We start from the raw sequence: 25792 nt of genomic DNA on the forward strand, positions 1-25792 counted from the left end.
GGTAGCCGCGCCGGGTGACGCGGGCAGAAAGACCGGCGAGTGAGATGCGCTGGTCGAGATGACCAGTCCGGTCATCACCGATAGGGTTCTCGCATGGATGCACCGAGCGCAGGACTGACCGACCCTGCACGGCCCGGCGAACCCGCTGACACCGCCGCCCCGGAACCCCCGCCCATTCAGGTGTGGCCGGGTACCCCGTACCCGCTGGGCGCCACCTATGACGGTGCGGGCACCAACTTCTCACTGTTCTCCGAGGTCGCGACCGCCGTCGATCTGTGCCTGATCGACGGCGCCGGCAACGAGCGCCGCATCCGCCTCGAAGAGGTCGACGGCTACTGCTGGCACTGTTATCTACCGAATGTGGGTCCCGGCCAGTTCTACGGTTTCCGGGTGCACGGCCCGTACGATCCGCCGGCGGGGTTGCGCTGCGATCCGAGCAAACTGCTGCTCGACCCGTACGGCAAGGCTTTTCACGGTGATTTCGACGGTGACGCGTCGTTGTTCTCGTACCGGTTGCCGGAGAAGCCGCGGCCCGAGACCGACGATGCCGATTCGGTCGCGGAGCCCACGGATACCGACGGGCAGTCGTCTCCGGACGCGGTGATCTCGTGGATTCCCGAGTCCGGGCAGACCGCGGAGTCCGCAGGTGCCGACGGCGCCGCCACGTCGCCCGGAACCGGGGCAGAGCCGGCCGGCCCGGATGCGGGGGGTGTCAAGTCCGCCGCCGACGTGGTCCCGGCCGAACCCGTCTCCCATGAATCTGCCGGTACCGATCCTGCTGGTGTCGATTCTGCTGGTGTCGATCCTGCTGGTGTCGATCCTGCTGGTGTCGATTCTGTGGGGGCGCCCGCCGTCGGTGACGGCGCGGCCGCGCAACCGGCCGACGGCACTTCGCTCGCTGAGGGTGCAGCACCGGCCACCGCCGCGACGGCCGCCACCGAGGGCGCGGATGCTCCGCAGGCCCCTGAGGCCGCAGCCGATTCCAGCGTATCGCCGGCGGAGGATGCGGTACCGGCCGACGCCGCGCCGGAGGCGATCGAGGAACCGGCAGCAGCCGCCGGGGACACCGGCAATCCTGCTATGCCCCAGCTCAATTCGCTGGGCCACACGATGCTGTCGGTGGTGATCAATCCGTACTTCGACTGGCAGAACGATCATGGCCCCGGCCACCCCTACCATCAGACGATCATCTACGAGGCTCATGTCAAGGGCATGACCGCCACCCACCCGGACATCCCGGAGGAGTTGCGCGGAACCTATGCGGGACTGTGCCATCCGGCGATCATCGATCACCTGAAGGAACTCGGGGTCACGGCGATCGAGCTGATGCCGGTGCACCAGTTCATGCAGGACACCGTGCTACGTGACCAGGGTCTACGAAACTACTGGGGCTACAACACATTCGGCTTTCTGGCCCCGCACATCGAATATGCCTCAGACCCGGACCGACCGGCGTCGGCGGTCACCGAGTTCAAGGCGATGGTGCGCGAATTCCACAAGGCCGGAATCGAAGTCATCCTCGACGTGGTGTACAACCACACCGCCGAGGGTAACCATATGGGACCGACCATCAACTTCCGCGGCATCGACAACCGCGCGTACTACCGGCTCGTCGACGACAACCGGGAAATGTACATGGACTACACGGGCACCGGGAACAGCCTCAACGCCCGGCACCCGCACACGCTGCAGTTGATCATGGATTCGCTGCGGTACTGGATACTGGAAATGCATGTCGACGGTTTCCGGTTCGACCTGGCCTCGACACTGGCCCGCGAATTGCATGATGTGGACCGGCTTTCGGCGTTCTTCGACATCGTGCAGCAGGATCCGGTGATCAGTCAGGTCAAGCTGATCGCCGAGCCCTGGGATATCGGCGAGGGCGGCTACCAGGTGGGCAATTTCCCGCCGCAGTGGACGGAGTGGAACGGCAAATACCGTGACACGGTGCGTGATTACTGGCGGGGTGAACCGGCGACGCTGGGCGAGTTCGCCTCCCGGCTCACCGGATCATCGGATCTGTACGAGGCCACCGGCCGCCGCCCGCTGGCCAGCATCAACTTCGTCACCGCCCACGACGGGTTCACGCTACGGGATCTGGTGTCGTACAACGAGAAACACAACGAGGCCAACGGCGAGGGCAATCGGGACGGCGAAAGCCACAACCGGTCCTGGAACTGCGGCGCCGAAGGACCCACCGACGACCCGGACATCCTGGAGCTGCGGGCCCGGCAGCAACGCAACGTCCTGGCCACCCTGTTCCTGTCGCAGGGCACCCCGATGCTCGCCCACGGCGACGAGATCGGGCGTACCCAGCACGGCAACAACAATGTGTACTGCCAAGATTCGCCGCTGGCGTGGATGGATTGGTCGCTGGCCGAGAAGAACTGCGACCTGCTGACCTTCACCCGCAAAGCCATCGCGTTGCGCACCAAACATCCGGTGTTGCGCAGGCGGCGGTTCTTCGCCGGGGTGCCGATCCGCTGGGGCGACCAGACCCTCGACATCGCGTGGCTGACCCCGGCGGGACAGGAGATGACCACCGACGACTGGCACAGCGGTTTCGGCAAGTCGCTGTCGGTGTTCCTCAACGGCGACGGGATCGGTGAGACCGATACGCGCGGACGCAAGATCACCGACGACAGTTTCTTCATCTGTTTCAACGCCCACCACGACACGATCGACTTTCATCTGCCGCCGTCGTGGTACGGGCTGAACTGGGAGGGTGTGCTTGATTCGGCGCATCCCACCGGCGACACCTCGGTGACGGCGTCGGCGGAGCAGCCGTTGCCGGTCCGGGGCAGGTCGGTGCTGGTGCTGCGGAAGACGGCCTGATGGTCGCCCCTGCCGCAGGCGGGTCGTATTTGGGCGGGCCTCCGGTGGCGACCTACCGGGTCCAGTTGACGCCGGACTTCGGTTTCGACGATCTGATCGCGGTGCTGCCGCACATCGCGGAACTCGGTGTGTCGCATCTGTATCTGTCGCCGATCGGCACCGCGATGCCCGGTTCGACGCACGGCTACGACTGGGTGCCGCCGCCGCAGGTGGCGGAGGTTCTCGGTGGTATCGAGGGGCTGACCCGGTTGCGCGGTGCGGCAACCGCACTCGGCCTCGGGATCATCGTCGACATCGTCCCCAACCACACCGGTGTCGCCGACACGATGGCCAACCCATGGTTCGCCGATCTGCTGGCGAAAGGGTCGGGTTCGGAGTTCGCCGACTTCTTCGACGTCGACTTCTCCGTGGACAACGGCGCCGACGGCAAGATCGCGCTGCCGGTGCTCGGTGCCGATGCCGATCCGGCCGATTTCACGCTCGATGCCGGCGGCACGGTGCTCCGGTATTTCGATCACGCCTTTCCGGTGGCCGAGGGCACCGGCGACGGAACGCCCGCACAGGTACATGAGCGGCAGCATTACCGGCTGGTGCCGTGGAACTCCGGGATCGTCGGCTACCGGCGGTTTTTCACCGTCAACGAGCTCGCCGGCCTGCGGCAGGAAGATCCGCGGGTGTTCACCGCCACCCATGAGTGGATCGCACGGCTGCTGATGGCCGACCTCATCGACGGGGTGCGTGTCGATCATCCGGACGGGTTGTGGGATCCGCAGGACTATCTGCGGGAACTGCGCGAACTCCTGGGTGAGGACCGGTTGATCTACATCGAGAAGGTCCTGGCGCCGGACGAACCGCTGGAGCCGACGCTGCCGGTGGACGGCACCACCGGGTACGAGCAACTGCGCATCATCGACGCCGTGTTCACCCCGTCCGCCGGGGTGGTCGAACTCGCCGAGATCCACGATCGGGTCGTCGGGAATCCCGGTGACTCCGGGTGGATCACAGAGGCCGAGCATTCCCGCAAGCTGCTCACCCTCACCGAGATGTTTCCCGCCGAACATCGTCGGCTCGTCCGGGCCATCGCGTCGTCGCTGCCGGAGGGCCGGAGCCTCCCGGACACCGAGATCGCCGAGGCCACAGCCCAGCTGATCGCCGGGCTCGGTGTGTACCGGGCCGACTATCCGTCGTTGCGGCAGCGCCTGCTGTATGCCGCGGACCGGGTGCTGGCCGACCGCCCGCACCTGGCTGATGCGCTCGCGGCCATCGCGGAACTGACCGCCCTGCCGGGGCGGGTGTCGTCGCGGCTGGCGCAGACGTGCGGTGCGGTGACGGCGAAGAGCGTCGAGGACAGTATCTTCTACCGGACCGCGCGGCTGCTGTCGGCGCAGGAGGTGGGTGGCGATCCGGCCAACCCGTCGCTGTCCCCCAACGAGTTTCACACCGCCAATATTGCTCGGGCCCGTGACTGGCCGGCGGCGCTGACCGCCACCTCGACCCACGACACCAAACGCAGCGAGGACGTGCGGGCCCGGATCGCGATGATCGCGCAGGTACCGGGCCGGTGGAGCATGCTGGTGCGTGAGGTGTGGCGTAATGCCCCACCACCGGAGCCGCTGACCGGATATTTTCTGCTGCAGAACATCGTCGGCGTGTGGCCGGTCGATGATGCGGGTTCGCCCGCACCGGCTCTCGATGCCGAGCTGCGGAGCCGGCTGCGCGACTACGCCTGCAAGGCCGCACGGGAAGGTGGAATCGGAACCTCGTGGATGACCGTCGACGAGGGTTTCGAGACCGGCCTGAGCATCTGGATCAACACAGTCACCACCGGCCCCGTCGCCGGGACGATCAGTGCCTTCGTCGGCCTGATCGCCCCCGGCTGGATCCAGGAATCCCTGTCACGCAAGGTGATCGCCGCACTCGGGCCGGGCGTGCCGGATATCTACCAGGGCACCCAGTGGTGGGACGATTCGCTGGTCGACCCGGACAACCGGCGTCCCGTCGACTACTCGCGGCCCGCGGACCAGAAAACGGAACTCATGAGGCTCGCGCTATCTGTCCGTGGTCGTCATCCGGCGGCATTCGGCCCCGGCGGCACCTACCTGCCGCTCCCGACCGACGGTCCCGCCGCGAGCCACGTGATCGCCTTCGCCCGCGGCTGCGGCGACACGTCGGACGTGGTGGTGGTGACCGCCCGCTGCACGCACCGGCTCGACCCGTCGGACACCACGGTGCGGCTGCCGGAAGGCACCTGGACCGATGCCGCAGGCAGCGGCACATTCACCGGCACAGCACTGCTGTCCGACCTTCGCGCGCATTCCCCGGTCGCGATCCTCGAACGCACCTGAACGCCGGACACTTCGAGGAAGTGGCGTCGTGCTGTGTCCTCGTCCATATCCGTAAACACTTGGTCGATCGCCCGGCAGCGGAACATTCCATAGATTGAATACCTTGTGGTATCGAAATCATGCCATGCTCGACTCCGTACCGAAAACGAGGGGGATCCATGCGAAGGTTCATCGTCGCGTTCATCACGGTCGTCGCCGCCCTGTGCTACACGGTCACCCCGGCTACCGCGGCGCCCGTCGCGCCCGGCGAACCGCGGGCCACCGGAGACCTGCGTACCGGCTCACTCACCACCCGCGCGGGAACGCGCGAATTCCAGGTGTATGTGCCCCGCACGCTCGGTCCCGGCCGGCCACTCATCGTCTGGTTACACGGCGCGAGCAGGGTCCGGCACGGCGACCCGCGCGAGTTACGCCGCACCAGTACCTTGCTCATCGAGGCGGACCGGCTCGGCTACGCGGTGGTGGCACCCCGGCAGTCGCTGCGCGCCGATCCGGCCGGTACGTGGCGGATCGTCGATCCGGCCAACCTCATTCGGGGATCCGGCGAGGCATCGATCGTCGCCGGGATCGTGCGCCGTAGCATCCGCGATCTGAAGGCGGACCCCGCGAGGGTGTATGTGGCCGGTCATTCGGCCGGGGGCGCGATGGCGCTGGATGTGGCCGCGCTGTACCCGGAACTGTTCGCCGGTATCTCCACGAGCGCCGGGATGCCGTTCGCGGCTGACCCGACGGGCGAGGCTACCCGCAGGGCCCGCGGCGGCATGCCATTGCCGACGTTCGTCGTCCACGGCGACAGGGACAGCTTCGCCCCACTGTTCGTGGGCACCGCCACGGTGTCGGCGGCGCTGGGAGCCAACGGAATCCCCGGTGGCCGCCCTTCGTCGAGGACCGTCGTCCCAGCCGGTCCCGACCCCTATCGGACGATCGTGACACGCTACGGCAGCGGACAGCGCGAGGTCGTGTCGGCCGTGGTGATCGGCGCCGACCACCCGACCGGTCCCGGTGGGCTCACCGTGAACGGCCCTGCGCTGGACCGGCGGGTGATCTCGTTCCTGCTCAGCAAGCATCGCTGACACATCTAGAACCCGTGCGCCGCAGCGGCCCAGGTGACGTCGGCGACCGATCGACGGTCTGCGGTCGAGGAGGCATGACCGCCGGCGGGAACCCGGGGCGAGTCGCCGTGCGGATACCCGATGGCCGCCATCGTGACCACCTCCCACGTCGTGGGCACCTCGAACTCGGCGGCCACCGCGTCCCGGTCGAAGGCCCGGAACTGGTGCACCGACAGGCCCATCGACGCGGCCTGGACGGTCAGGTGGGCGACGGCCTGCCCGAGGTCGTAGTGGGCGAACTCCGAATACTCGATCAGCTCTTCGGTACCGCCGGCGGTGTCAGTGTCGATGTACCGGTGGGCCAGGTTCGCGATCAGCAGCGCGGCGCGGGGCGCCCACATGCGGGTGCTCGGCGCGAGGTGACGCACCAGCGCGTCGTGCACCCGATCACCGCGTCTGCCGGCGATGAACGACCACGGCTGGGAGTTGCCCGCCGACGGGGCGCGGCGTGCGGCGTCGAGCAGCACGTCGACGGCCGCGGCATCGAGTTCGTGGTGCGGGTCGAAATCGGACGCGGAGAAGCGGTTCGCCAGCAGATCGAGCAGCGGGACGGTCGCGAGGCCGTCGGGCGTCGCGGTCGTGTGGTTGCGCATCATGGGGGTGTGCAACGCGGACCCGGCCGGTGCCATTCCGCCAACTCGTGCGCCCACCGCCGGGTACGCATAGCGTGAGAGCCGTGAGTTCCGCATCCGAGCATCCGCTGGTACCCGAGACCGTCGCCGACATCGCTGTCTGGGGGCCGGTCGCCGCACAGATCGACCTGCATCTGCAATCGTGTGTCGTGGCGCTCGCCAAGGACGGCGACGGCTGGTGGACAGTCCCCGGCGACGTTTCCGCGGAGCTGCGCGTGCCCGCCGAGGGGGTCCGCTACGCGTTCGCTGTCGACAGCGGTGACCCGGTCCCCGACCCACGGTCGCTGCGGCTGCCCGACGGTGTGCACGGCTGGTCGCAGGTACACACTCCCCCGGCTCCGGCGCCCTGGGCGGGGCGGCCGATCGACGGTGCGGTGATCTACGAACTGCACATCGGCACCTTTACGCCGGGCGGCACGTTCGATGCGGCGATCGAACGGCTCGATCATCTCGTCGACCTGGGCGTCGGGTTCGTGGAGGTGATGCCCGTCAACGCCTTCAACGGTGAGCACGGCTGGGGCTACGACGGCGTCGGCTGGTTCGCCGTCCACGAACCGTATGGCGGCCCAGATGGTTTCGTCCGGTTCGTCGACGCCTGCCACGATCGGGGTCTCGGAGTGATCGTGGACGCCGTGTACAACCATCTCGGCCCGTCCGGCAACTACCTGCCGACGTTCGGCCCGTATTTCACCGGCGGAGCCAACAATTGGGGGTCGACGATCAATCTCGCGGACGCCGACTCGGACGAGGTGCGCGCCTACATCGTGGCGAGTGCGTTGCGGTGGCTGCGCGATTTCGGTGCCGATGCCCTGCGCCTGGATGCGGTGCACGCGCTGATCGATCACCGGGCGGTGCACATCCTGGAGGAACTGTCGGTCCGCGTCGCCGAACTGTCGCAGGAGCTGGGGCGGCCGCTGTCGTTGATCGCCGAAAGCGACCTAAACGATCCGCGGCTCATCACCCCGTGGCACGGTGGGGGTCTCGGACTTGACGCCCAGTGGAACGACGACGTGCATCACGCGATCCACACCGCGGTGTCGGGCGAACGGCAGGGCTACTATGCCGATTTCGGATCATTCGAATGTCTGGCAAAGGTGCTGTGCGGCGGCTTCTTTCACGACGGTACCTATTCATCGTTCCGGCGCCGACACCATGGCCGGCCCATCCCGGTCGATCAGGTGCCCGCATCGCGGCTCGTTGTGTACACCTGCGATCACGACCAGATCGGCAACCGCGCCATCGGCGACCGACCGACCGCCTACCTCGATTCCGGGCAACTCGCCATCAAAGCGGCACTCGTGCTGCTGTCCCCGTTCACCCCGATGCTGTTCCAGGGCGAGGAATGGGCGGCGCGAACCCCGTTCCAGTACTTCACCTCCCATCCCGAGCCCGAACTCGGCGACGCGGTACGCAACGGTCGCCGGGCCGAGTTCGCCGAACACGGCTGGCACACAGAGGATGTCCCCGACCCACAGGATCCTGAGACGTTCCGGCGCTCGGTCCTCGACTGGAGCGAGCCGTCGCGGCCCGAGAACGCCGCCATGCTCGACTTCTACCGATCCCTGATCTCGTTGCGGCACAACGAACCCGATCTCTCCGACAATCGGTTCGAATCCGTGACGGTCACCTACGACACCGGTGCACAGTGGTTCGCGATGCACCGGGGCGCGTGGAGCATCGTGTGCAACCTCGGCACCGCACCAGTGGGCGTTCCGATCCAGCTCGGCGTCGCCCTGGCCTGGGGCGACTACCACGAGACCGGCTCCGTCCTGGCGCTGGCCGCCCACACCGTCGCCATCGGTCAGCGACGCTGACACCCGGCGGTTGGCCTGCCAACCTGTGGGCCGCAGCCAGTGATCCCCACAGCCGGTTGAGTGCGAGCCTGCGAGCCTCGAAACCTGGCGAGCCGACACTGTCGTCGCGCCGGATTCGAGGCTCGGTCGCCGGGCGACCTCGCACCTCAATCAGCGCGGTACAGGACTCAGTCGGGCCCTTGCGCGAATCGGGCGACCGAGTATTGTGAAACGCTATGACTACAGGAAAGGCGGACACCGCCACCGTCGCGTGAGCGCCGCACGGACCCGTTCACGGGTCGTTATCCCCGAAGAACCACCATGCACAGTTGATCTGGCTCGTGCGATAGTCGCAACCCGTGACGAATGGCTCGCACATGGCCTGTGCACCTCACCCGCCGACCGCCTCAACGCGGAATCCGCCGTGTCGGAGATCTATGCACGGTGCGGTCGCCGAAGGCCTTCGTTCGAATGGTTGCCCTCACCGCGGTCAGGAGTGGAAACCGTTGCAGCACTCGGTGTATCAACACTGGCTGCGGATGTCTTCGCGAGTCCGAGCGGCCAGATCGCCGAGCTCGTGGCAGCAGCGACCAAGAGCATGAACGCACGGCTGCGCAGCCGTGACATGGCTTGGCTGGAAGCACTCACGACGACCGAAACAACGCGCTTGCACCCACCCGACGAAGCCGCTCGCGCCGGTGCTCCACCCGGCCACATCATCGAGGCAACGGTATGGGAGTCATTGCAGGCCAGCCTGATCGACAGCGTGGTGGCACCGATCCGTGCATCGCTGCCCGGTCGCATCGGCGTCGTCACCTGGTATGGCCAGCACGAGGGTCATCGATTTGCCCACTACGACGCGTTCCGCCGACACGGACTGACAACGTTCCGGTCCGACGACAACCACTTTCTCGACATCTTTGCCGCCGTCACCGCATCCACCGGCTGGTGGTGGGCACTACCGGACGTCTGCATCATGGCCGATCGGCCCACTGCACTACACACCGAATCGATCCCCGGCAGCCTGCACGGTGAACGGCGGCTGCACCATCACGGCAGCCCGGCCATCGAATTCGCAGATGGTCAACAGGTATTCGCACTCCACGGCACGATCGTGCCGCAATGGGTGCTCGACGATCCCACTGTCGAACGCATCGCCAACGAACCCAACATCGAGATCCGGCGGTGCGCCATCGAACGGCTGGGCTGGGACGGCTATCTCGCCGCCGCCGACCTCACCCTGATTCACAGTGCACCCGATCCAGGCAACCCCGGACAGCGACTCTCCCTGTACTCCACCCCGCTCGCCTGGCTCAATGGTGAACGACTTCTGCTGGTGGAGAACGGATCTCTTGAGCGAGACGGACACCGTCGCCGCTACGGACTGCATGTACCGGGGGACGTCTCCAACGCTCTGGATGCCGCGGGCTGGACCTACGGCATCAGCGGCGCGGACTATGCCCGGCTCACCCGCCGCACCTGACCCCGCAAACCCATCATTCTCGACAACCACAGGTACACAACATGAATTCACTGACACTGTCCACCCTGACCGAACTCTCCGGACGCGACGTGCTCGACCACCTCGACACCAGCGTGACGATCCCCGTCATCGACGGCCTACAGGCCCAAGGCGATCTGATCGTCGTCCCCGAGCGGCTCCTCACCGGCATCGTCATGCCCATGACATGGACGCGGGCCGACAGCGTCCCGGCATCAGGTATCGAACTACTCCGAAGCGCCAGCGGCGGCAATCCCCATAGCCTGGTGGCCGACCAAGGATGTTGCACCTGGTACTCGCCGGTCTTCGACCGTCGCGCACTCGCGCTCGGCATCCTCGACGCGGGGACCGTCGCCTACCTCATCCACCCCGAACACGGCGCCAGCGGCATCGCCCCGGGTCGCTACGTCATAGGCCGCCAACGAGAGTCGGTGCCCCGGCGGCACCAGCCATTGCGCCCGCGCCCCCGCGGACGCAACACCCCCCACACCATCGACTGGACCACCTACGTCGAGGACTGACCTTCCCCGCGTCGTGATTCTCGTCCTGCGGATCAGATGTCGCGATATCCAATTCGCTGGACGACGTTGACGACGCGGGACCGGCACTGACAAGTGGCCTGCGACAGGAGACACTGGGTCTATGAACTCGCGACGGTCGACGCTGCGCGTTGCGGCCGCCCAACCGGAGGTCACCGATCTGGTGTCGACCGTGCGTGCACACGCTCGCGCCGTCGACGCCTGCAATGCGGATCTGGTTGTGTTTCCTGAACTTTCGCTGACGGGATACCACTACGACACATTACCCTTCTCGCTGGACACGGATGCTGCCGCGCTTGACGCGATCGTGTCCGCGTGCGCGCGCACAGACGCCGTGGCAGTCGTCGGGGCTCCTGTGACGTATCGAGACGGGAAGGCGATCGCGATGCTGCGAGTTGACACTTCAGGTGTGTCGGTGGCGCATATCAAGTCGAGTCTCGGGGCCGCTGAGAACGAGCACTTCATTCCTGGTCTGGGCCCATCCGTCATCGACGTCGGGGGGTGGCGGATCGGGCTGGCGATCTGCAAGGAGACCGGCGACGACGCACACACGCGCGCGCTCGCCGACGCGGGAATCGACGTGTACGCGTGCGGCGTCGTTCATCACGATCATGAACTTGACGAACAAGAACGCCGTGCTCGGTCAATCACGACCGAGTGCGGAGTGGCGGTGGTGATGGCCAGTTTCGCCGGCAGCACTGGCGAGGGCTATTCGTCGACGGCGGGCAATTCATCGATCTGGTCCCCGGACCGGAGGCGGTTGGCCTGCGCCGGTGCGGGCCCCGGCGAATTTGCGGTCGGTGACGTCAGCGGATGCCGTACGCAGATAGCCACACGACGGCGGCAAGACTAGTCGTCGATGCCGAATGCGATGACGCGGTCGGGGTGGATGCGGATAAGGGCGTCGTCGTGGCCGGGTTCCGAGGATGTGCCCGGCACCTGCTCTCCTCTGCCACGGATCTCGACCATCCGCACCTTCCACGGCCGCACCGAGAATACGTCGTCGACGATGAATGCGACGCGATCGTTGGTCGCGAGGTTGCGGTACTTGCGGCTCGTCGACATCGTGTAGCCGCCGATGTCGATGGTTCCCAGTTCCTGGTTGATTCGGAAACTCACCGGGGAGTTCTGGGGTGCGCCCGACTTGTCGACCGTCGCCAAACGTCCAAGTGTTTGCGATTCAAGGTATTTCAGAACGGCGGGGTCATCGAGCGCGGAATCTCCGAAAGAAGGCATAGCACCACCGTAGGACCTCAAGTCCGCTTGATGTCAATACTCCAGAACGTGGAACGTGCGAGGGGTGATCAGGTCAGATAGTCGTAGGCGGGGGTGCCGGGTTCGAGGCGTTCGCAATTCAGGCGCGAGTGGGACATGCGGTCCATCAGGCCGGCCAGGCCGGCGGGTTCGCCGAGTTGGACGCCGACGAGGGCGGCCCCGGTTTCGCGGTTGTTGCGTTTGACGTACTCGAACAGGGTGATGTCGTCGTCCGGGCCGAGGACCTCGTCGAGGAAGCGGCGCAGCGCACCAGGTTCCTGCGGGAAGTGCACCAGGAAATAGTGTTTGAGGCCCTGGTGGACGAGGGAGCGTTCGATGATCTCGCCGTAGCGGGACACGTCATTGTTGCCGCCGGACACCAGGCACACAACGGTGGCGCCGGCGGGGATGTCGAGTTCACTCAGGCCCGTGACCGACAGTGCGCCCGCGGGCTCGGCGATGATGCCCTCATTCTGGTACAGGCCCAGCATCGCCGAGCAGATCGCGCCCTCATCGACGTGGGTGATGTGTGCCGCCCCCCGGGGCAGCGACACCGGACCGGCCGGTTTCACCTCAACGCCGGAGGTGACGCCGATGTCGGTGAGCACCGGATGTTCGCTGACGCTGGCGCCCATTCCGGCCATCACCCGGTAGCCCAGGCCACCGATGCGTTTGACGGCGGCACCGTCGACGAACGGGTCGATCGTGTCGAGGGTGTACGGACCGCCGGTGGCCAGGGCCGCGGCCAGTGACACCGCACCGGTCGGTTCGACGCCGACGATGGTCACCTCGTCACTGATCGCGCGCAGGTAGCCCGCGACACCCGCGAGACAACCGCCACCGCCGACCGGCGCGATCACGTAGTCGGGCACCGTGCCGAGCTGGTCGACGATCTCGCGGACGATGGTGCCCTGACCGGCGGCCGTGCGGACGTCGTCGAAGGCGTGGATCCAGGTGGCACCCGAACGCATGACGTCGGCCTGCGCGGCCGCGGCGGCGGCGTCGTAGGTGTCGCCCACCGCCAGCAGTTCAACGAATTCTCCTCCGTGCCAACGGATTCTGTCGCGTTTCTGTTTGGGGGTGGTGGTGGGCACGTAGATCCGGCCGTGTACCTTCATCGACCGGCAGGCATAGGCGACGCCCTGGGCGTGGTTGCCGGCGCTCGCGGCCACCACACCTTTCGCCAGTTCTTCGTCGGACAGCTGGGCCATCACGTTGTAGGCGCCGCGGATCTTGTACGACCGCACCGTCTGCAGGTCTTCGCGTTTGAGATAGATCTGGGCGCCGGTGTCGGCGCTCAGGCGGGGGCAGGCCTCCAGCGGGGTACGCGCCACCGCGCCGGCGATTCGTTCCGCGGCCGCTTCCACGTTCGCCACACCCAATGCCGACGCGAGGTCGGCGTCTGCCGTTTGCTGCACAGTCACGGGTTCCATGGTCTCACCGGTGGTGCGTGGCTGAACGGTAAGGGTGGTGGTCCGGTCAGGTGGTCGGGTCACCGGCCCCTTCGAGACCCTCGCTCCTCCGTCGCTTCGGCCTCAGGGATCACGTCGGGTGGTCCCTTATGCGGGCGCTTCGGGGTGTTCGTTCACGATGTGGGGTTGCCGTCGAGCAGGCGGGCGGCCCACCAGACGGTGGTGAGGGTGAGGGCGCAGGCCCACATGGTGATCTCGCCGGAACCGGTGAGCACGACCGCGAACAGTGCGGCGACGACCGCGGCGATCAGGGCCCAGACCTTGTAGGCGGGCCAGGCGACACCCGCGATGTCGATGGTCGCGTGGACGCGGCGGGGCCGATCGGTGTCCATTGACTCGATGATCGTGGTCATGGCGCCTCCCAACACGGTTTCCACCATCCTAGAACCCGAATGTTCGGTTCGCCGAACATTCGCGCAACGGTGTGACTGAAAACGCAGGCGACCGCTACGAGGTGAGGCAGCTCGGGCCCAGCAGCGCCTTGAGATCGCCCATCAGCGCCGAGGTGGGATTCACCCGCAGGCTCTCGGTCAGCTTCAGCAGCGTCTGGCGCTGATCAGCGACAAGAGTGACGTGCACATCAGCCATGCCGGGGTGCCGGGTGAGCACCTGCTTGAGCTGCTGCACCCGGTCGGGGGTGCACATCCGGGCAGGCAGCGTCAGGCTGACCGGTTTGGTGGCGCCGGCCGACGCGAGGTCGGGCACCGCGAGGTCGTTGGCGCTGATCATCATGCTGTCGTCGCGCATGTTGACGCGGGCCTTGATGAGCACGATGTTGTCGGCGACGATGTCGAGCCCGTACGTCTGGTAGGCGCGCGGGAAGAAATACACCTCCACACCACCGACCATGTCCTCAAGGGTGACAGCCGCCCACGGCTCACCCTTCTTGTTCACCCGGCGGGTGACCGAGGAGATGATGCCGCCGATGGTGATCTGCGCACCATCGGAGATGTTGCCCTCGAGCAGTGAGGTGATGGAGGTGTCGGTGTGCTGGGCGATGGCGTGCTCGACACCGGCGAGCGGATGCCCGGACACGTAGAGGCCGAGCATCTCCCGTTCGAGGGCCAGTTTGTGTTTGGTGTCCCATTCCTCGTCGGGCACCTTCACGGCGAACACGTCGGCCATCGAATCGTCGGCACCGCCGGCGTCACCGAACAGGTCGAACTGGCCGACGGCTTCGGCCTTCTTGGTGCCGAGCACCGATTCGATGGCGTCGCTGTGTACCAGGAACAGGCCCTTGCGCGGATGGTTCAGTGAGTCGAAAGCGCCTGCCTTGACCAGGGATTCGGTGACCTTCTTGTTGCAGGCCACCACGTCGATCTTGTTGAGGTAGTCCGAGAAGCTGGTGTACTTCCCCTTTTCCTCACGCGCGGACAGGATCGACGAGACGACACCGGTGCCGACGTTGCGGATGGCGGCGAGACCGAAGCGGATGTCGGCGCCGACGGCGGCGAAGTTGCGCTGGGATTCGTTGACGTCGGGCGGCAGCACGGTGATGCCGAGTTTGCGGCAGTCGGCGAGATAGATGGCGGCCTTGTCCTTGTCGTCGCCGACCGAGGTGAGCAGACCGGCCATGTATTCGGCCGGAAAGTTGGCCTTGAGGTAGGCGGTCCAGAACGAGACCAGACCGTAGCCGGCGGCGTGCGACTTGTTGAACGCGTAGCCGGCGAACGGGAGCACGGTATCCCACAGGGCGGTGATCGCGGCCTGGGAGAATCCGTTGCCACGCATGCCGTCGGCGAAACCGTCGTAGGCCTCGTCGAGGATCTCCTTCTTCTTCTTGCCCATCGCGCGGCGCAGCAGGTCGGCCTGTCCGAGCGAGTATCCCGCGACCTTCTGCGCGATCTGCATGATCTGCTCTTGGTAGACGATCAGGCCGAAGGTTTCCGCGAGGATGTCCTTCAGTGGCTCTTCGAGTTCCGGGTGGATCGGCTTGATGTCCTGCAGGCCGTTCTTGCGTTTGGCGTAGTCGGTGTGCGCGTTCACACCCATCGGGCCGGGCCGGTACAGCGCCAGGACGGCCACGATGTCCTCGAAGCCGGTGGGCTGCATCAGTTTCAGCAGGTCACGCATGGCCGCGCCGTCGAGCTGGAACACGCCCAGGGTGTCGCCGCGGGCGAGGAGTTCGTAGGTTTTGTCGTCTTCGAGAGCGAGTTTGTCGAGGTCGAGGTCGATGCCGCGGTTGAGTTTGATGTTCTCCAGCGCGTCACCGATCACCGTCAGGTTCCGCAGACCCAGGAAGTCCATCTTCAACAGGCCGATAGCCTCACACGACGGGTAATCCCAGCCGGTGATGATCGCCCCGTCCTGGGCACGCTTCCACACCGGAATCGCGTCGGTCAGCGGCTCCGAGGACATGATCACCGCACACGCATGCACACCGGCGTTACGGATCAGACCCTCAAGACCCAAAGCGGTGTCGTAGATCTTCTTCACATCCGGGTCGGTCTCGATGAGCGTGCGCACCTCGGTGGCCTCGGAGAACCGCTCATGCTCGGGGTTGGTGATACCCCACACCGGAATGTCCTTGGCCATGATCGGCGGCGGCAACGCCTTGGTGATCTTGTCGGCGATGGCGAAACCCGGCTGCCCGAACTGGACGCGCGCCGAATCCTTGATCGCGGCCTTGGTCTTGATCGTGCCGAAGGTGATGACCTGGGCGACCTTGTCCGACCCCCACCGATCGGTCGCGTACCGCACCATCTCACCGCGGCGGCGATCGTCGAAGTCGATATCGATATCGGGCATCGACACACGCTCAGGATTCAGGAACCGCTCGAACAGCAGACCGTGCGGGATCGGGTCGATATTGGTGATACCCAACGCCCACGCCACCAGCGAACCGGCAGCCGAACCACGCCCCGGCCCCACCCGGATCCCCACCTCCAGCGCATGCCTGATCAGGTCACCGACCACCAGGAAGTAGGCAGGGAAACCCATCTGATTGATGACCCGCAACTCGTACTCAGCCCGCGTACGGTACTCCTCGGGAACCGTCCGCCCGGCGAACCTGCGCTCCTCCAGACCGGCGAACACCTCGCGACTGAGCCACGACTCCTGCGTATAGCCGTCCGGCACCGGGAAGATCGGCATCCGGTCCCGATGGGTGAACACGTCCTTGTACGACTCGACGCGCTCCCCGATCTCCAACGTCGAATCACACGCGCCCGGCACCTGCGCATCCCACAGCTCCCGCATCTCGGCCGCGGACTTGAGGTAGTAGCCGTCACCGTCGAACTTGAACCGCGTCGGATCCGACAACGTCTTGCCGGTCTGCACACACAACAGAGCCTCATGCGAGGAAGCGTGCTCACGCGTCACATAGTGACAGTCATTGGTCGCCAGCGGTTTGATGCCCAGCTTGCGACCCACATCCAACAGGCCCTCGCGGACCCGGGATTCGATCTCGATCCCGTGCTCCATCAACTCCAGATAGAAATTCTCCGGCCCGAAGATCTCCTGCCACTTCGCCGCCGCCTCCAGAGCCTCACGATCATGGCCCAGGCGCAGCCGGGTCTGCACCTCCCCCGACGGGCAGCCCGTCGTCGCGATGATGCCTTCGGCGTGCGCGGCGATCAGATCCTCATCCATCCGCGCCCACTTACCCAACTGACCCTCGATCGAGGCGAGCGAGGACAGCTGGAACAGATTCCGCAGACCCGTCGCGTTCGCCGCGACCATCGTCATATGGGTGTACGCACCCGAACCCGACACATCATCGGACTTCTGATCACGGGTACCCCACAGCACACGCTTGGTGTCGAACCGCGAACCCGGCGCGATGTACGCCTCGATCCCGATGATCGGCTTGATGTCGTGCTTGACCGCCGAGTTGTAGAACTCCGACGCCCCGAACATGTTGCCGTGGTCGGTCATCCCGATCGCCGACATCCCCAACCGCTTGGCCTCGGCGAACAACGGCGACACCTTCGCCGCACCGTCGAGCATCGAGTATTCGGTGTGATTATGCAGGTGAACGAAGGAATCGGTCACGGAGTCGGGTCACCTCGCCGGCTAGGTACGTCACGCAGTCATGCGTCAGGGCTTCACCCACTCTAGGCGCAGGGTGCGACATCGTCCGACCGGCACACCGTTGGGAGCCTCGGGTCGCCGGACCCTTCGAGACGCTCGCTCCTTCGTCGCATCGCCCTCAGGGATCAAGAAGGTCGGCCACCCACTCGAACCCGACACCACCCTCAACGACCAAAAACGTCGGCCACATTCTTGATCCCCGAGGTCAGCCGCGCAGGACGTCGAGCGCGTGCTGCAGGTCCTCCGGGTAGTCGCTGGTGAACTCGACGCGCCGGCCGTCGGCGGGGTGGGCGAAGCCGAGGGTCTTGGCGTGCAGCCACTGCCGTTCGAGACCCAGTTTGGCGGCCAGTGTCGGATCGGCGCCGTAGGTCGGGTCACCGCAGCACGGGTGATGCAGGGCCGAGAAATGCACCCGGATCTGGTGGGTGCGTCCGGTCTCCAGGTGCACGTCGAGCAGTGAGGCCGAGGCGAACATCTCCAGCGTCTCGTAATGGGTGATGCTGGGTTTGCCGTTCGCGGTGACCGCGAACTTCCAGTCGTTGCCGCGATGACGGCCGATCGGGGCGTCGATGGTGCCGACCGGCGGATCGAGGTGCCCTTGCACCACGGCGTGATAGCCCTTGTCGACGGTGCGCTGTTTGAACGCCCGCTTGAGCAGGGTGTAGGCGCGTTCGGAGACGGCCACCACCATCACACCGGAGGTACCGACGTCGAGCCGGTGCACGATCCCCTGCCGTTCGTGGGCGCCTGACGTGGAGATCCGGAAACCGGCCGCCTCCAGCGCGCCGATCACCGTCGGCCCGCTCCAGCCGAGAGACGGATGCGCCGCCACCCCTACCGGTTTGTCGACGACGACGATGTCGGAGTCGTGGTAGATGACGTCGAGATCCTCGACCGGTGTCGGTTCCACGCGCAACGGTTCGGCGGGTGCCGGCAGCACCACGTGCAGCAGCGACCCGGCCGACAGCTTGTGAGATTTGCCCACCTCGACGCCGTCGACGGTCACATCACCGGCGTCGGCCAAACCGGCTGTGACGGTGCGGGACAGACCGAGAATGCGGGCCAGTCCAGCGTCGACGCGCATACCGTCGACACCGTCGGGAACGGGAAGCATCCTGGATTCACGCATCGTCGTCACCGGCTCCCGGGCGATTGCGGGCGGCGAAACCGGTGCGTGAACCGTCGTACTCGAAACCGAGCAGCGACAGCACGACGAGCAGGATCGCTCCGCACACGACGGCGGAGTCGGCGACATTGAACACCGGCCACCAGCCGACGGACACGAAGTCGACGACATGACCACGCAGCACGCCCGGCGAACGCAGCATCCGGTCGATGAGGTTGCCGATCGCACCACCGAGTACCAGCGCGATCCCGACGATCCACCACGTCGACACCAGCCGGGAGGCGTATCGGAGGATGCCGATGACCACGACGAGCGCGACGAGGGTGAGCACCCAGGTGTAGCCGGTGGCCATGGAGAACGCGGCACCGCTGTTGCGGACCAGGGTCAGGGTGACGGTGTCGCCGATGATCTGTATCGGGTCGCGCGGGTCGATATTGGCCACGGCCAGGGCCTTCGTGAGCTGGTCGAGGCCGATGACGATCAGCGCGATGACGCCCAGCACGCCGAGTGTCCGGCGGGCCCGGGAGTCGGTGGCCCCGCCGTCGCTCGCCTGGGTGCGCTGATCGTCACCCATCTGATCCGGGTTCACCTGCCCGTCGTCAGCACGCTCTTCCTCAGTCGGGAGCGCGGCGCTGCCTGTCGAATCGCTCATCGGGTCCTCATCCACCTGTCCATCATCCCTGAATCCTGCAATAGTCTGGCCCCGTGCCCCCGTTTGACCGTATGCCCCCACTCATTCGCGTGTCCCTATTGCCCGAATCGGCCGCTACGGCTGCGACTCGCCGACGGCGGCGCGTGGTGACCGTACCGGCGATCGCCACGGCATGTGCGATCACCGTGGCGCTGACCGGGTGTGGCTCGGACGACGGCGGCACCGCCACACCGTCCACCTCCGCCGCGGGATGCGCATCGGAGTCGACGGCCGGGCGCGACGACGTCGAACCGATCCCGATCGCACCCGCCAAGATCACCGTCACCCATCCGGGCGCCGAACCGCGGAAGGTTCCGGCGGCCACCCCCGCACGCGACACCGCGCAACGCACGACGGTGTCGGTCACCTCGACCGCCGTGTCGCGGACCGCCCAGGACGGCATCGACGACCGGAAACAGACCGTCGACATCCCGCTGACCGCGCGGTTCGGCTGCAAGGACTCCACCGACCTGGAACTGGCGCTGGACCAGCCCACCTCCCCGGATCCGACGCTCAACGGTCAGCTCGCGAAGTCCGCCGGCGGCGGGGCCGGGATGGCGGTCGGGCCGGGCACCATCCCGATCTCGCTCCGCATCCTGCCCACCAAGGACTCCGGCCCGGAGGCCCGCCACGCCATCGAACAGTCGCTGGTGCAGGCGCTGCAGGTGTCCGTCGGACTGCCCACCCAGCCGGTGGGCGTGGGCGCGGTGTGGACGTCGCAGCGCTCGATCAGCGGCGCGGTGACCGTCACCCAGACGATGACCGTCACCCTGAAATCGTGGACCGCCAACCGGCTCGTGCTCGGGGCGACATTCGAGGAGACACCGATCAACTCGGTGTTCGCGGTACCTGGCACCAGCGAGACCGTCACCCTGCGGCGTTACTCCAACGAGGGCACCGGCACGGTGACGCTCGACCTGGACCGGGCGCTGCCCTCCGACGCGACCATCACCCTGTCGGGTGCGCGCGAACTCGTCGGATCGGACGCGTCCGCCCCCATCGTGCAACAGACAGGGGCCACCGTGAACTGGCGTGCGCGCTGACGGTGGTCAGCCCGCATCCAAGTCCACGGTGGCCCGTGTCACCGGCAGTACCGGGTAGAGCGTTCAGGAAGCGGTGATCAGCTCGCGGCCGGGCACATCTTGGTCTTGACCGAGTCCCCGCCCAGCGCGACCAGACCGCAGACCGTGGCCTGCGACAGCTTCCAGCGGCCATCGGTGTAGGAGATACCGGCATCGGTCGTGGTCGCCGGGTTGTCGGGCAGCTTGATCTGCACCTTGACCTTGGCCTTGTTCGGGCCGTCCGAGGTGACCGGCGGGATGATCTTGTAGGTCACGTCGGGGTTGTCCTTGACGAGCTTGACCAGCGTGTCGAAGATGGCCGGATCCTTCTCGGCACCTTCCACCAGGTCGACCTTCTCCGAGCTGTCCACAGCCGGGTCGAGGGCGGTCTCGAGCATCTTGTTCAGCGTGGCCGCCGACGGGCGCACCTTGGCATTGGTCACGTCCTCGTCGGCGCCGGAGGTGCCGGAGGTTCCGGTGCCCGCGTCGGTCGCGGTCGAGGTCTGTGCGGCGGTCGTGGTGGGCAGCGGCGGGTCGTCGTCATCGGAACCACAACCGGTCGACACCAGTGCAATGGACCCCGCAATGACTGCTGCCGTAATCAACTTCGGATACTTCACCGATCTCCCTTACTGTCTTCGAATCGTTGGTTTCGCGGCGTGAGAACCCAGACGTTCTGACTGTCCCCCGGTTCTCGGCTCACACCACTATGCCAAACGATGCTGAGGAGATGTAAAGGAGGAAAGCGATACCGGTTGACGGGGCAACGCGCAGCCGACAGGGTGGATCCATGGCAGCGTCGAGGATCGTCTTGCTCACCACCGGCGGCACAGTGGCCGCCACCACCACCGCCGACGGTGCGGTCCCCGCACTGGCCGCGGCCGATCTGGTTCCGGATCTGGCGGCACCCCGGACGGACCCGCTGCCGGACATCTCGGTCACCGCGACCGACCTCATGTCGGTCGACAGCTCGGCCATGACGGCCACCGAACGGTTCCGCATCGTCGGGGGGATCGCCGACGCCCTCACCGACCCGGACGTGACCGGGGTGGTGGTCACCCACGGCACCGACACCATGGAGGAGACGGCTTATCTGGCCGACCTGTTCCACACCGACGACCGGCCCGTCGTGTTCACCGGCGCCCAGTTCCCCGCCGACGCACCCAATGCCGACGGCCCGCGCAATATCGAGGACGCGCTGCGGGTAGCGGCCGACCCGTCCTCACGCGGCAAGGGCACCCTGGTGGTGCTCGGCGGCCGGATGTGGTCGGCGCGCGGCATTTTCAAGGTGTCCACCGACAACCCGATCGCCTTCGACACCGCGCATCCGGACCTGCCGCGGCCGGTGATCGACGCCGACGTGACGAAGATCGGGCATGCGCGGGTCGACGCGTTCACCCTCTATCCGGGCGTCTCTCCGGGCATCATCGCCGCGGCGGTGTCCCAGAATGCCGCCGGAATCGTTCTCGCCGCAACAGGTTCGGGCAACACCCACCCTGATGTGACCGCCCAGGTGGCCGGTGCGGTACATGACGGCGTCGTCGTGGTGGTGACCAGCCGGGTGCCGTACGGCCCGATCGTCCCCACCTACGGCGGCGGTGGCGGTGCCGTCGATCTGCAACGCGCCGGTGCGATCATCTCCCGCTGGCTGCGCGCACCCCAGGCCCGGATCGCGCTGGCCGTGCTACTGGGCACCGGCCACGACGCCCCCCGCATCGCCGAGTTCTTCCGGGCCAGCGATCCGACCGGAGACTAAGCCGAGTGGCGTAGTTCGTGCTCGACAGCTCGGCGAATCCAGGCTGACACCGATCTGTCGTCGGCGGCGGCTGCGTTGCGGACTTGCTCCAGCAGTTCTTCCGAGAACCGGACGGGAACAGTGGCCGTCAACCGGCGCCGTCCGGGGCCCAGTGGTTCATGATTCTCCGGCTGAGCGTAGAAATCGTATTCCTGATCTGGGGTCATGTCGTCGTTCATCGATCTCTCCGATACTGGTCTGTAAGTTGTTTGGACGCTTCATAGCACCCGATCGGCCGACATTTCGCGGGGTCACCACTTCGCGACGGCGCGAGCGGCACCATGAGGATCTTGCCCGCGCACTCAGCCACCATGAGCCAGTGGGCGGGCGGTTTTGCCGGATAGAACAGTGGGTCGGACGCCCAGACATCGTGGATGTCTTCAAGGCCGAGGTACGGGTGCTTGAACAGATGCGCGGCTTGAACGCCTATCTCGAACGGATCAGCGTCATCGAGCGCTTCTAGATCGAAGCGTTCTGCCCGCTCAGTCACATGATGAGTGTATTACAAACGGATACAATCGGCTACGTTCGTCAATGGCTCGGACGAGACCCGCAGGATCATCTACAGAGATCCGCAGTCTGCGAACGGGTACGTGGCCGAGGTCCTTGATCGACACGGACTCGCGGAGGGAGATTTCGACGTTGGCGATGCCATACGCCATGACTGCGGTCCGATCTGCCGGTGAGAGTTTCAGCCCGGAACGTCCGGAGTTCGGGTGGTCGACCTGGGCCACCCCGAGGATCGCGTCGTAAGGCACTGACAACTCATTGAAGACCGAATCACGGACCACCAGCCCGGTATCGGTGAGCAGGTGCGGGCGGGTGTACATCGAAGCAAGTAGACCCATCAGCCACATCGCGCCGTAGACATGCAGGCCCAGAACGACCCAGATCCAGGCACTGCCGGGTATGACTGCGGCGAGGATCAGGTCGATCAGGGCTCCCTCTACGAGCACGACGACTACGAGCACACCGACGAACGTGCGCAACTGCGCGCCGTACCGGAACGACTCGACATTGTCTGGCCGGGGTTTTCCGAACGAACGTATCCAGGCCCCGATGCAGGCGAGCATCCTGGGCTCGATCAGGATGGCCTTCACCGCTTTGCGGGGGATCATCTCGCCCAAGCCGTCCTCTGCGGCGCGCCAGCGGTCCGCTCCTTCCGCGCGGCCGTTGTTGAATCGTCTGACCGCGGCAACTATCCGAATGACCGCGGCGACCAGCAGCAGCGACTCCACCGCCAGTATGATCCATACAGCGACGCCGAGTCCGATCCTCCCGGTAAGGACCAGCATTGCTTCGACCAGCACCAGTGCCGGCAACAGCCACGGCGCGACCCGCCGCCATGCTCGCGCCGACTTCACGACTGTTTCGCCCACCGCGCGAACGCCAAGCGTAGGCAGCGCTCCTGAGCCGGACTCATTTCGACGGCCAGCGCGTCCAACAAGTGATGCGCCGACGCGGGGTCGCCGTCCCCGTCCATGATGTCCCGAGGTAGCAACGCGCGGACCGCATCACCCAGACGCGCCGCGAACTCCACCAACTCGTCGACTCCCGGATCGTCTGCGGACGCTTCGGCAAGTCCTTCGAACCCCTCCGACAGAACCGCGAGTTGCGACGACAAATCGGAATCCTCCGCGATGAGTTCGTACGTCTGCCATAGGCTTTCTGACTGCTCATGCCCTACAGCGGCTTCCACCAGTTCACCCGTGATCGCTTCGCGATCAAGACCGGGATGCCCGACCGGCCGCGTTTGGCGTAAGCGAGTCAGCGCGTGCTGATGCGAGGCTGACTGGAGGAGACCATCCGGTCGCGCCAACAGTTCTTCGACCGCTTTGCGACGGGCGGCTAGTCGGGCCTCCTCGTCGGCGAGTCCGTCACGCAGTTCTTGGAGGATCTCCGCCATGTCACCGTCACCATCAGGGCGGTCGGCAAGCGCATCCTTGACCGCCGCGAGTGACAGGCCCAGATGCACCAGTCGTCGAACCCGCAATAGATGCACGACGTCGACAAGCCCGTACTGGCGATAGCCACCACTACTACGAGGAGGCTCGGGTACCACGCCGGCATGGTGATAGTGGCGAATTGTCCGTGTGGAGACGCCGACCAACTCAGCTACCTCACCGATCTGCAGGTCCCGTCCGTCAGCCATGAACCAATTCCACACCTTGACGCCACGTCAAGGTCAAGCGCGCAGCACAGGTCGACAGGCAGCTAGTCCCACGGCAGACTGTCGAGGGGGTCGGCTCGGCGGAGTTCGGAGGTGGTGGCCGGGAAGGTGACGGCGCGGCCGGGGGCGGTGGCGCTGGTTTCGAAGCGGACGGTGACGACGCCGTGGCCGGCGCCCTGGACCCAGCCGTGGCCGTGTTCGGGGTGGACGACGTCGGCGCCCGTCGACCATTCTGTGGTGTCCGGATCTCCCTTTTGCACGCTCACCACCCCTTCGGACACCGGTTCGGTTGCCGTGGTGGGTGACTCGGATGCGGGGTCGTCGAACAGTGCGTACTGCTCGGTGTCGGTGAGGCCTGAGAAGCTCACGCCGACCAGGCGAATCGGGCCGATCTCCAACGGGTCGAGGGCCAGGCGCTGGGCTGTCGCGGTGAGGGTGTCGAGGTCGGCGGTGCCCGATGCGAGAGTGGCCGAGCGGGTGAGGATCGACATGTCGGTGCGTTTGAGTTTGAGCACCACGGTCCGGGCTCCGCGGCCGTCGGTGAGTAGTCGGCGGTGGGCGTCGGTGGCGGCGCGGGCGATGGCGGTCCGCAGCGCCGGCATCACCGTGATGTCTTCCGGGAAGGTCGATTCGGCACTGATCTGTTTGGCGGAGGCACGTTCGGCGACGGGCCTGTCGTCGATGCCCTGGGCGAGTCGGTGCAGCGCCGGACCGAGGGTGACGCCCAGAACCGAGGACACCTCCATGTCGGACAGTGCGGCGAAGTCGCCGATGGTGTCGACGCCGAGCCGGGTCAGCTTATCCCCCGACACCGGGCCGATCCCCCACAGTTTGCGGACCGGAAGGGCGTGCAGGAAGCCGAGTTCGGCACTCGGCGCCAGCGCCAGCACCCCGTCGGGTTTGGCCATGCCGGACGCGATCTTGGCGATCTGCTTCCCGCTGCCGAAGCCCACCGACGCGGTCAGTCCCGTCTCCGTCTTGATGCGGGTACGGATGGTCTCGGCGAATGCGGTCGCCTCGGCCACCGACGCCCCGGCGAGTTCGGCCGGTTCGCCGAACGCCTCATCGAACGACAGCATCTCGATCACCGGAATAGCCTCGCGCACAATGGAAAAGGTACGTTCACTGGCCTTGCGGTACACGGACCCACGGGGCGGCAGGACCACCGCCCCTGCCCCCACCAGACGCCGGGCCTGATGCATCGGCATCGCCGACCGGGCGCCGAAGACGCGGGCCTCGTAGCTCGCGCCGGCCACCACTCCCCGGCCACCGAGGCCGCCCACCAGAACCGGGCGCCCGCGCAGCGTCGGGCGGGTCAACTGCTCGACCGAGGCGAAGAACGCATCCATGTCCAGGTGCATCACCCAGCGCGCACCGCGTTCGTCATCGGATGCTTCGGCCACCCTCGCATGGTAGATGGGGCCCCGGACGGGC

Annotated in this window: 22 protein-coding genes; 9 read left to right on the forward strand and 13 right to left on the reverse strand. The window is 66.3% G+C overall.

The genetic code is table 11. From position 1 onward, the window contains the following. The first annotated feature begins 93 nt into the window (after positions 1 to 93). The 3 genes from glgX to GOAMR_RS10350 all read left to right on the forward strand — a co-directional run bounded on the left by glgX (position 94) and on the right by GOAMR_RS10350 (position 6253). Positions 94 to 2835, forward strand: a complete 2742-nt coding sequence (glgX, locus tag GOAMR_RS10340; protein ID WP_005186763.1) for a glycogen debranching protein GlgX — start codon at positions 94 to 96, stop codon at positions 2833 to 2835. Further along, the gene (gene treY, locus GOAMR_RS10345; RefSeq protein ID WP_005186765.1) at positions 2835 to 5180 is read left to right on the forward strand and encodes a malto-oligosyltrehalose synthase; all 2346 of its coding nucleotides are present in this window, start codon (positions 2835 to 2837) and stop codon (positions 5178 to 5180) included. Before glgX ends, treY begins: the two co-directional genes overlap by 1 nt. Before the next feature lie 158 nt (positions 5181 to 5338). Then, on the forward strand, positions 5339 to 6253 hold the full coding sequence (locus GOAMR_RS10350; protein ID WP_005186766.1) for a CE1 family esterase: 915 nt from the start codon (positions 5339 to 5341) through the stop codon (positions 6251 to 6253). Positions 6254 to 6258: 5 nt separating this feature from the next. Here the strand turns inward: GOAMR_RS10350 and GOAMR_RS10355 are convergent, their stop codons facing one another. Then, on the reverse strand, positions 6259 to 6921 hold the full coding sequence (locus tag GOAMR_RS10355) for a nitroreductase family protein (protein WP_005186767.1): 663 nt from the start codon (positions 6919 to 6921) through the stop codon (positions 6259 to 6261). 47 nt (positions 6922 to 6968) lie between these two features. Here GOAMR_RS10355 and treZ point away from each other — a divergent pair, with 47 nt between their 5' ends. The 4 genes from treZ (at position 6969) to GOAMR_RS10375 (ending at position 11610) form a co-directional block, all read left to right on the forward strand. Next, positions 6969 to 8738: a malto-oligosyltrehalose trehalohydrolase gene (treZ, locus tag GOAMR_RS10360; protein WP_005186768.1), complete on the forward strand. Its 1770-nt coding sequence runs from the start codon at positions 6969 to 6971 to the stop codon at positions 8736 to 8738. A 250-nt stretch (positions 8739 to 8988) separates the two neighbouring features. Beyond that, positions 8989 to 10200, forward strand: coding sequence for a DUF6745 domain-containing protein (locus tag GOAMR_RS25545; protein WP_040514946.1), 1212 nt, complete (start codon positions 8989 to 8991; stop codon positions 10198 to 10200). 41 nt (positions 10201 to 10241) lie between these two features. Continuing rightward, complete coding sequence (locus GOAMR_RS10370) at positions 10242 to 10739, forward strand: DUF8820 family protein (protein ID WP_005186778.1); 498 nt, start codon at positions 10242 to 10244, stop codon at positions 10737 to 10739. Between the two features lie 121 nt (positions 10740 to 10860). Then, positions 10861 to 11610 (forward strand): carbon-nitrogen hydrolase family protein, encoded by a 750-nt coding sequence (locus GOAMR_RS10375; protein ID WP_005186781.1) that lies wholly within the window; start codon positions 10861 to 10863, stop codon positions 11608 to 11610. Here GOAMR_RS10375 and GOAMR_RS10380 read toward each other — a convergent pair. The 6 genes from GOAMR_RS10380 to lspA all read right to left on the reverse strand — a co-directional run bounded on the left by GOAMR_RS10380 (position 11607) and on the right by lspA (position 19293). Continuing rightward, the gene (locus tag GOAMR_RS10380; RefSeq protein ID WP_050942675.1) at positions 11607 to 11993 is read right to left on the reverse strand and encodes a PPOX class F420-dependent oxidoreductase; all 387 of its coding nucleotides are present in this window, start codon (positions 11991 to 11993) and stop codon (positions 11607 to 11609) included. The two genes, GOAMR_RS10375 and GOAMR_RS10380, sit on opposite strands and share 4 nt — an antisense overlap. A 68-nt stretch (positions 11994 to 12061) precedes the next feature. Further along, on the reverse strand, positions 12062 to 13444 hold the full coding sequence (ilvA, locus tag GOAMR_RS10385) for a threonine ammonia-lyase IlvA (RefSeq protein WP_050942676.1): 1383 nt from the start codon (positions 13442 to 13444) through the stop codon (positions 12062 to 12064). A gap of 152 nt (positions 13445 to 13596) precedes the next feature. Continuing rightward, on the reverse strand, positions 13597 to 13836 hold the full coding sequence (locus GOAMR_RS10390; protein WP_005186786.1) for a hypothetical protein: 240 nt from the start codon (positions 13834 to 13836) through the stop codon (positions 13597 to 13599). 94 nt (positions 13837 to 13930) lie between these two features. Next, complete coding sequence (dnaE, locus tag GOAMR_RS10395) at positions 13931 to 17476, reverse strand: DNA polymerase III subunit alpha (RefSeq protein WP_005186788.1); 3546 nt, start codon at positions 17474 to 17476, stop codon at positions 13931 to 13933. 244 nt (positions 17477 to 17720) lie between these two features. After that, the gene (locus GOAMR_RS10400) at positions 17721 to 18644 is read right to left on the reverse strand and encodes an RluA family pseudouridine synthase (protein ID WP_040514947.1); all 924 of its coding nucleotides are present in this window, start codon (positions 18642 to 18644) and stop codon (positions 17721 to 17723) included. Further along, positions 18637 to 19293, reverse strand: coding sequence for a signal peptidase II (gene lspA, locus GOAMR_RS10405; protein WP_005186792.1), 657 nt, complete (start codon positions 19291 to 19293; stop codon positions 18637 to 18639). The genes GOAMR_RS10400 and lspA overlap by 8 nt, the downstream gene beginning before the upstream one ends. A gap of 146 nt (positions 19294 to 19439) precedes the next feature. On the opposite strand from lspA, the gene GOAMR_RS10410 reads away from it, so the two are divergent. Further along, the gene (locus tag GOAMR_RS10410; protein WP_244427380.1) at positions 19440 to 20375 is read left to right on the forward strand and encodes a hypothetical protein; all 936 of its coding nucleotides are present in this window, start codon (positions 19440 to 19442) and stop codon (positions 20373 to 20375) included. A 77-nt stretch (positions 20376 to 20452) separates the two neighbouring features. Here the strand turns inward: GOAMR_RS10410 and GOAMR_RS10415 are convergent, their stop codons facing one another. Beyond that, positions 20453 to 21013, reverse strand: a complete 561-nt coding sequence (locus GOAMR_RS10415; protein ID WP_005186796.1) for a WKL family lipoprotein — start codon at positions 21011 to 21013, stop codon at positions 20453 to 20455. Between the two features lie 170 nt (positions 21014 to 21183). Between GOAMR_RS10415 and GOAMR_RS10420 the strand changes: the two genes are divergently transcribed. Further along, positions 21184 to 22149: an asparaginase gene (locus GOAMR_RS10420; protein ID WP_005186798.1), complete on the forward strand. Its 966-nt coding sequence runs from the start codon at positions 21184 to 21186 to the stop codon at positions 22147 to 22149. Here GOAMR_RS10420 and GOAMR_RS10425 read toward each other — a convergent pair. From GOAMR_RS10425 to GOAMR_RS10440, 5 genes are all read right to left on the reverse strand, one after another. Then, entirely contained in the window at positions 22146 to 22367 is a 222-nt protein-coding gene (locus GOAMR_RS10425; RefSeq protein WP_005186799.1) for a YlcI/YnfO family protein, read from the reverse strand. The two genes, GOAMR_RS10420 and GOAMR_RS10425, sit on opposite strands and share 4 nt — an antisense overlap. Further along, positions 22364 to 22678, reverse strand: coding sequence for a hypothetical protein (locus GOAMR_RS24140; RefSeq protein WP_005186801.1), 315 nt, complete (start codon positions 22676 to 22678; stop codon positions 22364 to 22366). The genes GOAMR_RS10425 and GOAMR_RS24140 overlap by 4 nt, the downstream gene beginning before the upstream one ends. After that, positions 22671 to 23567, reverse strand: a complete 897-nt coding sequence (locus tag GOAMR_RS10430; RefSeq protein ID WP_005186803.1) for a hypothetical protein — start codon at positions 23565 to 23567, stop codon at positions 22671 to 22673. The genes GOAMR_RS24140 and GOAMR_RS10430 overlap by 8 nt, the downstream gene beginning before the upstream one ends. Further along, positions 23549 to 24340, reverse strand: a complete 792-nt coding sequence (locus GOAMR_RS10435) for a helix-turn-helix domain-containing protein (protein ID WP_005186804.1) — start codon at positions 24338 to 24340, stop codon at positions 23549 to 23551. The genes GOAMR_RS10430 and GOAMR_RS10435 overlap by 19 nt, the downstream gene beginning before the upstream one ends. Before the next feature lie 62 nt (positions 24341 to 24402). Further along, the gene (locus GOAMR_RS10440) at positions 24403 to 25719 is read right to left on the reverse strand and encodes a DNA polymerase IV (protein WP_050942682.1); all 1317 of its coding nucleotides are present in this window, start codon (positions 25717 to 25719) and stop codon (positions 24403 to 24405) included. Positions 25720 to 25792: the final 73 nt, after the last annotated feature.

This window comes from Gordonia amarae NBRC 15530 (assembly GCF_000241345.1).
In the GTDB taxonomy this organism is placed as follows: domain Bacteria; phylum Actinomycetota; class Actinomycetes; order Mycobacteriales; family Mycobacteriaceae; genus Gordonia; species Gordonia amarae.

Coding starts and splice junctions, on each gene's coding strand:
- GOAMR_RS10440 (WP_050942682.1), bottom strand. CDS start 25,719: ATGCACCTGGACATGGATGCGTTCTTCGCCTCGGTCGAGCAGTTGACC.
- GOAMR_RS10350 (WP_005186766.1), top strand. CDS start 5,339: ATGCGAAGGTTCATCGTCGCGTTCATCACGGTCGTCGCCGCCCTGTGC.
- glgX (WP_005186763.1), top strand. CDS start 94: ATGGATGCACCGAGCGCAGGACTGACCGACCCTGCACGGCCCGGCGAA.
- GOAMR_RS10375 (WP_005186781.1), top strand. CDS start 10,861: ATGAACTCGCGACGGTCGACGCTGCGCGTTGCGGCCGCCCAACCGGAG.
- GOAMR_RS10420 (WP_005186798.1), top strand. CDS start 21,184: ATGGCAGCGTCGAGGATCGTCTTGCTCACCACCGGCGGCACAGTGGCC.
- treY (WP_005186765.1), top strand. CDS start 2,835: ATGGTCGCCCCTGCCGCAGGCGGGTCGTATTTGGGCGGGCCTCCGGTG.
- GOAMR_RS10355 (WP_005186767.1), bottom strand. CDS start 6,921: ATGGCACCGGCCGGGTCCGCGTTGCACACCCCCATGATGCGCAACCAC.
- GOAMR_RS10425 (WP_005186799.1), bottom strand. CDS start 22,367: ATGAACGACGACATGACCCCAGATCAGGAATACGATTTCTACGCTCAG.
- GOAMR_RS10435 (WP_005186804.1), bottom strand. CDS start 24,340: ATGGCTGACGGACGGGACCTGCAGATCGGTGAGGTAGCTGAGTTGGTC.
- GOAMR_RS10400 (WP_040514947.1), bottom strand. CDS start 18,644: ATGCGTGAATCCAGGATGCTTCCCGTTCCCGACGGTGTCGACGGTATG.
- ilvA (WP_050942676.1), bottom strand. CDS start 13,444: ATGGAACCCGTGACTGTGCAGCAAACGGCAGACGCCGACCTCGCGTCG.
- GOAMR_RS10380 (WP_050942675.1), bottom strand. CDS start 11,993: ATGCCTTCTTTCGGAGATTCCGCGCTCGATGACCCCGCCGTTCTGAAA.
- GOAMR_RS10390 (WP_005186786.1), bottom strand. CDS start 13,836: ATGACCACGATCATCGAGTCAATGGACACCGATCGGCCCCGCCGCGTC.
- GOAMR_RS10370 (WP_005186778.1), top strand. CDS start 10,242: ATGAATTCACTGACACTGTCCACCCTGACCGAACTCTCCGGACGCGAC.
- lspA (WP_005186792.1), bottom strand. CDS start 19,293: ATGAGCGATTCGACAGGCAGCGCCGCGCTCCCGACTGAGGAAGAGCGT.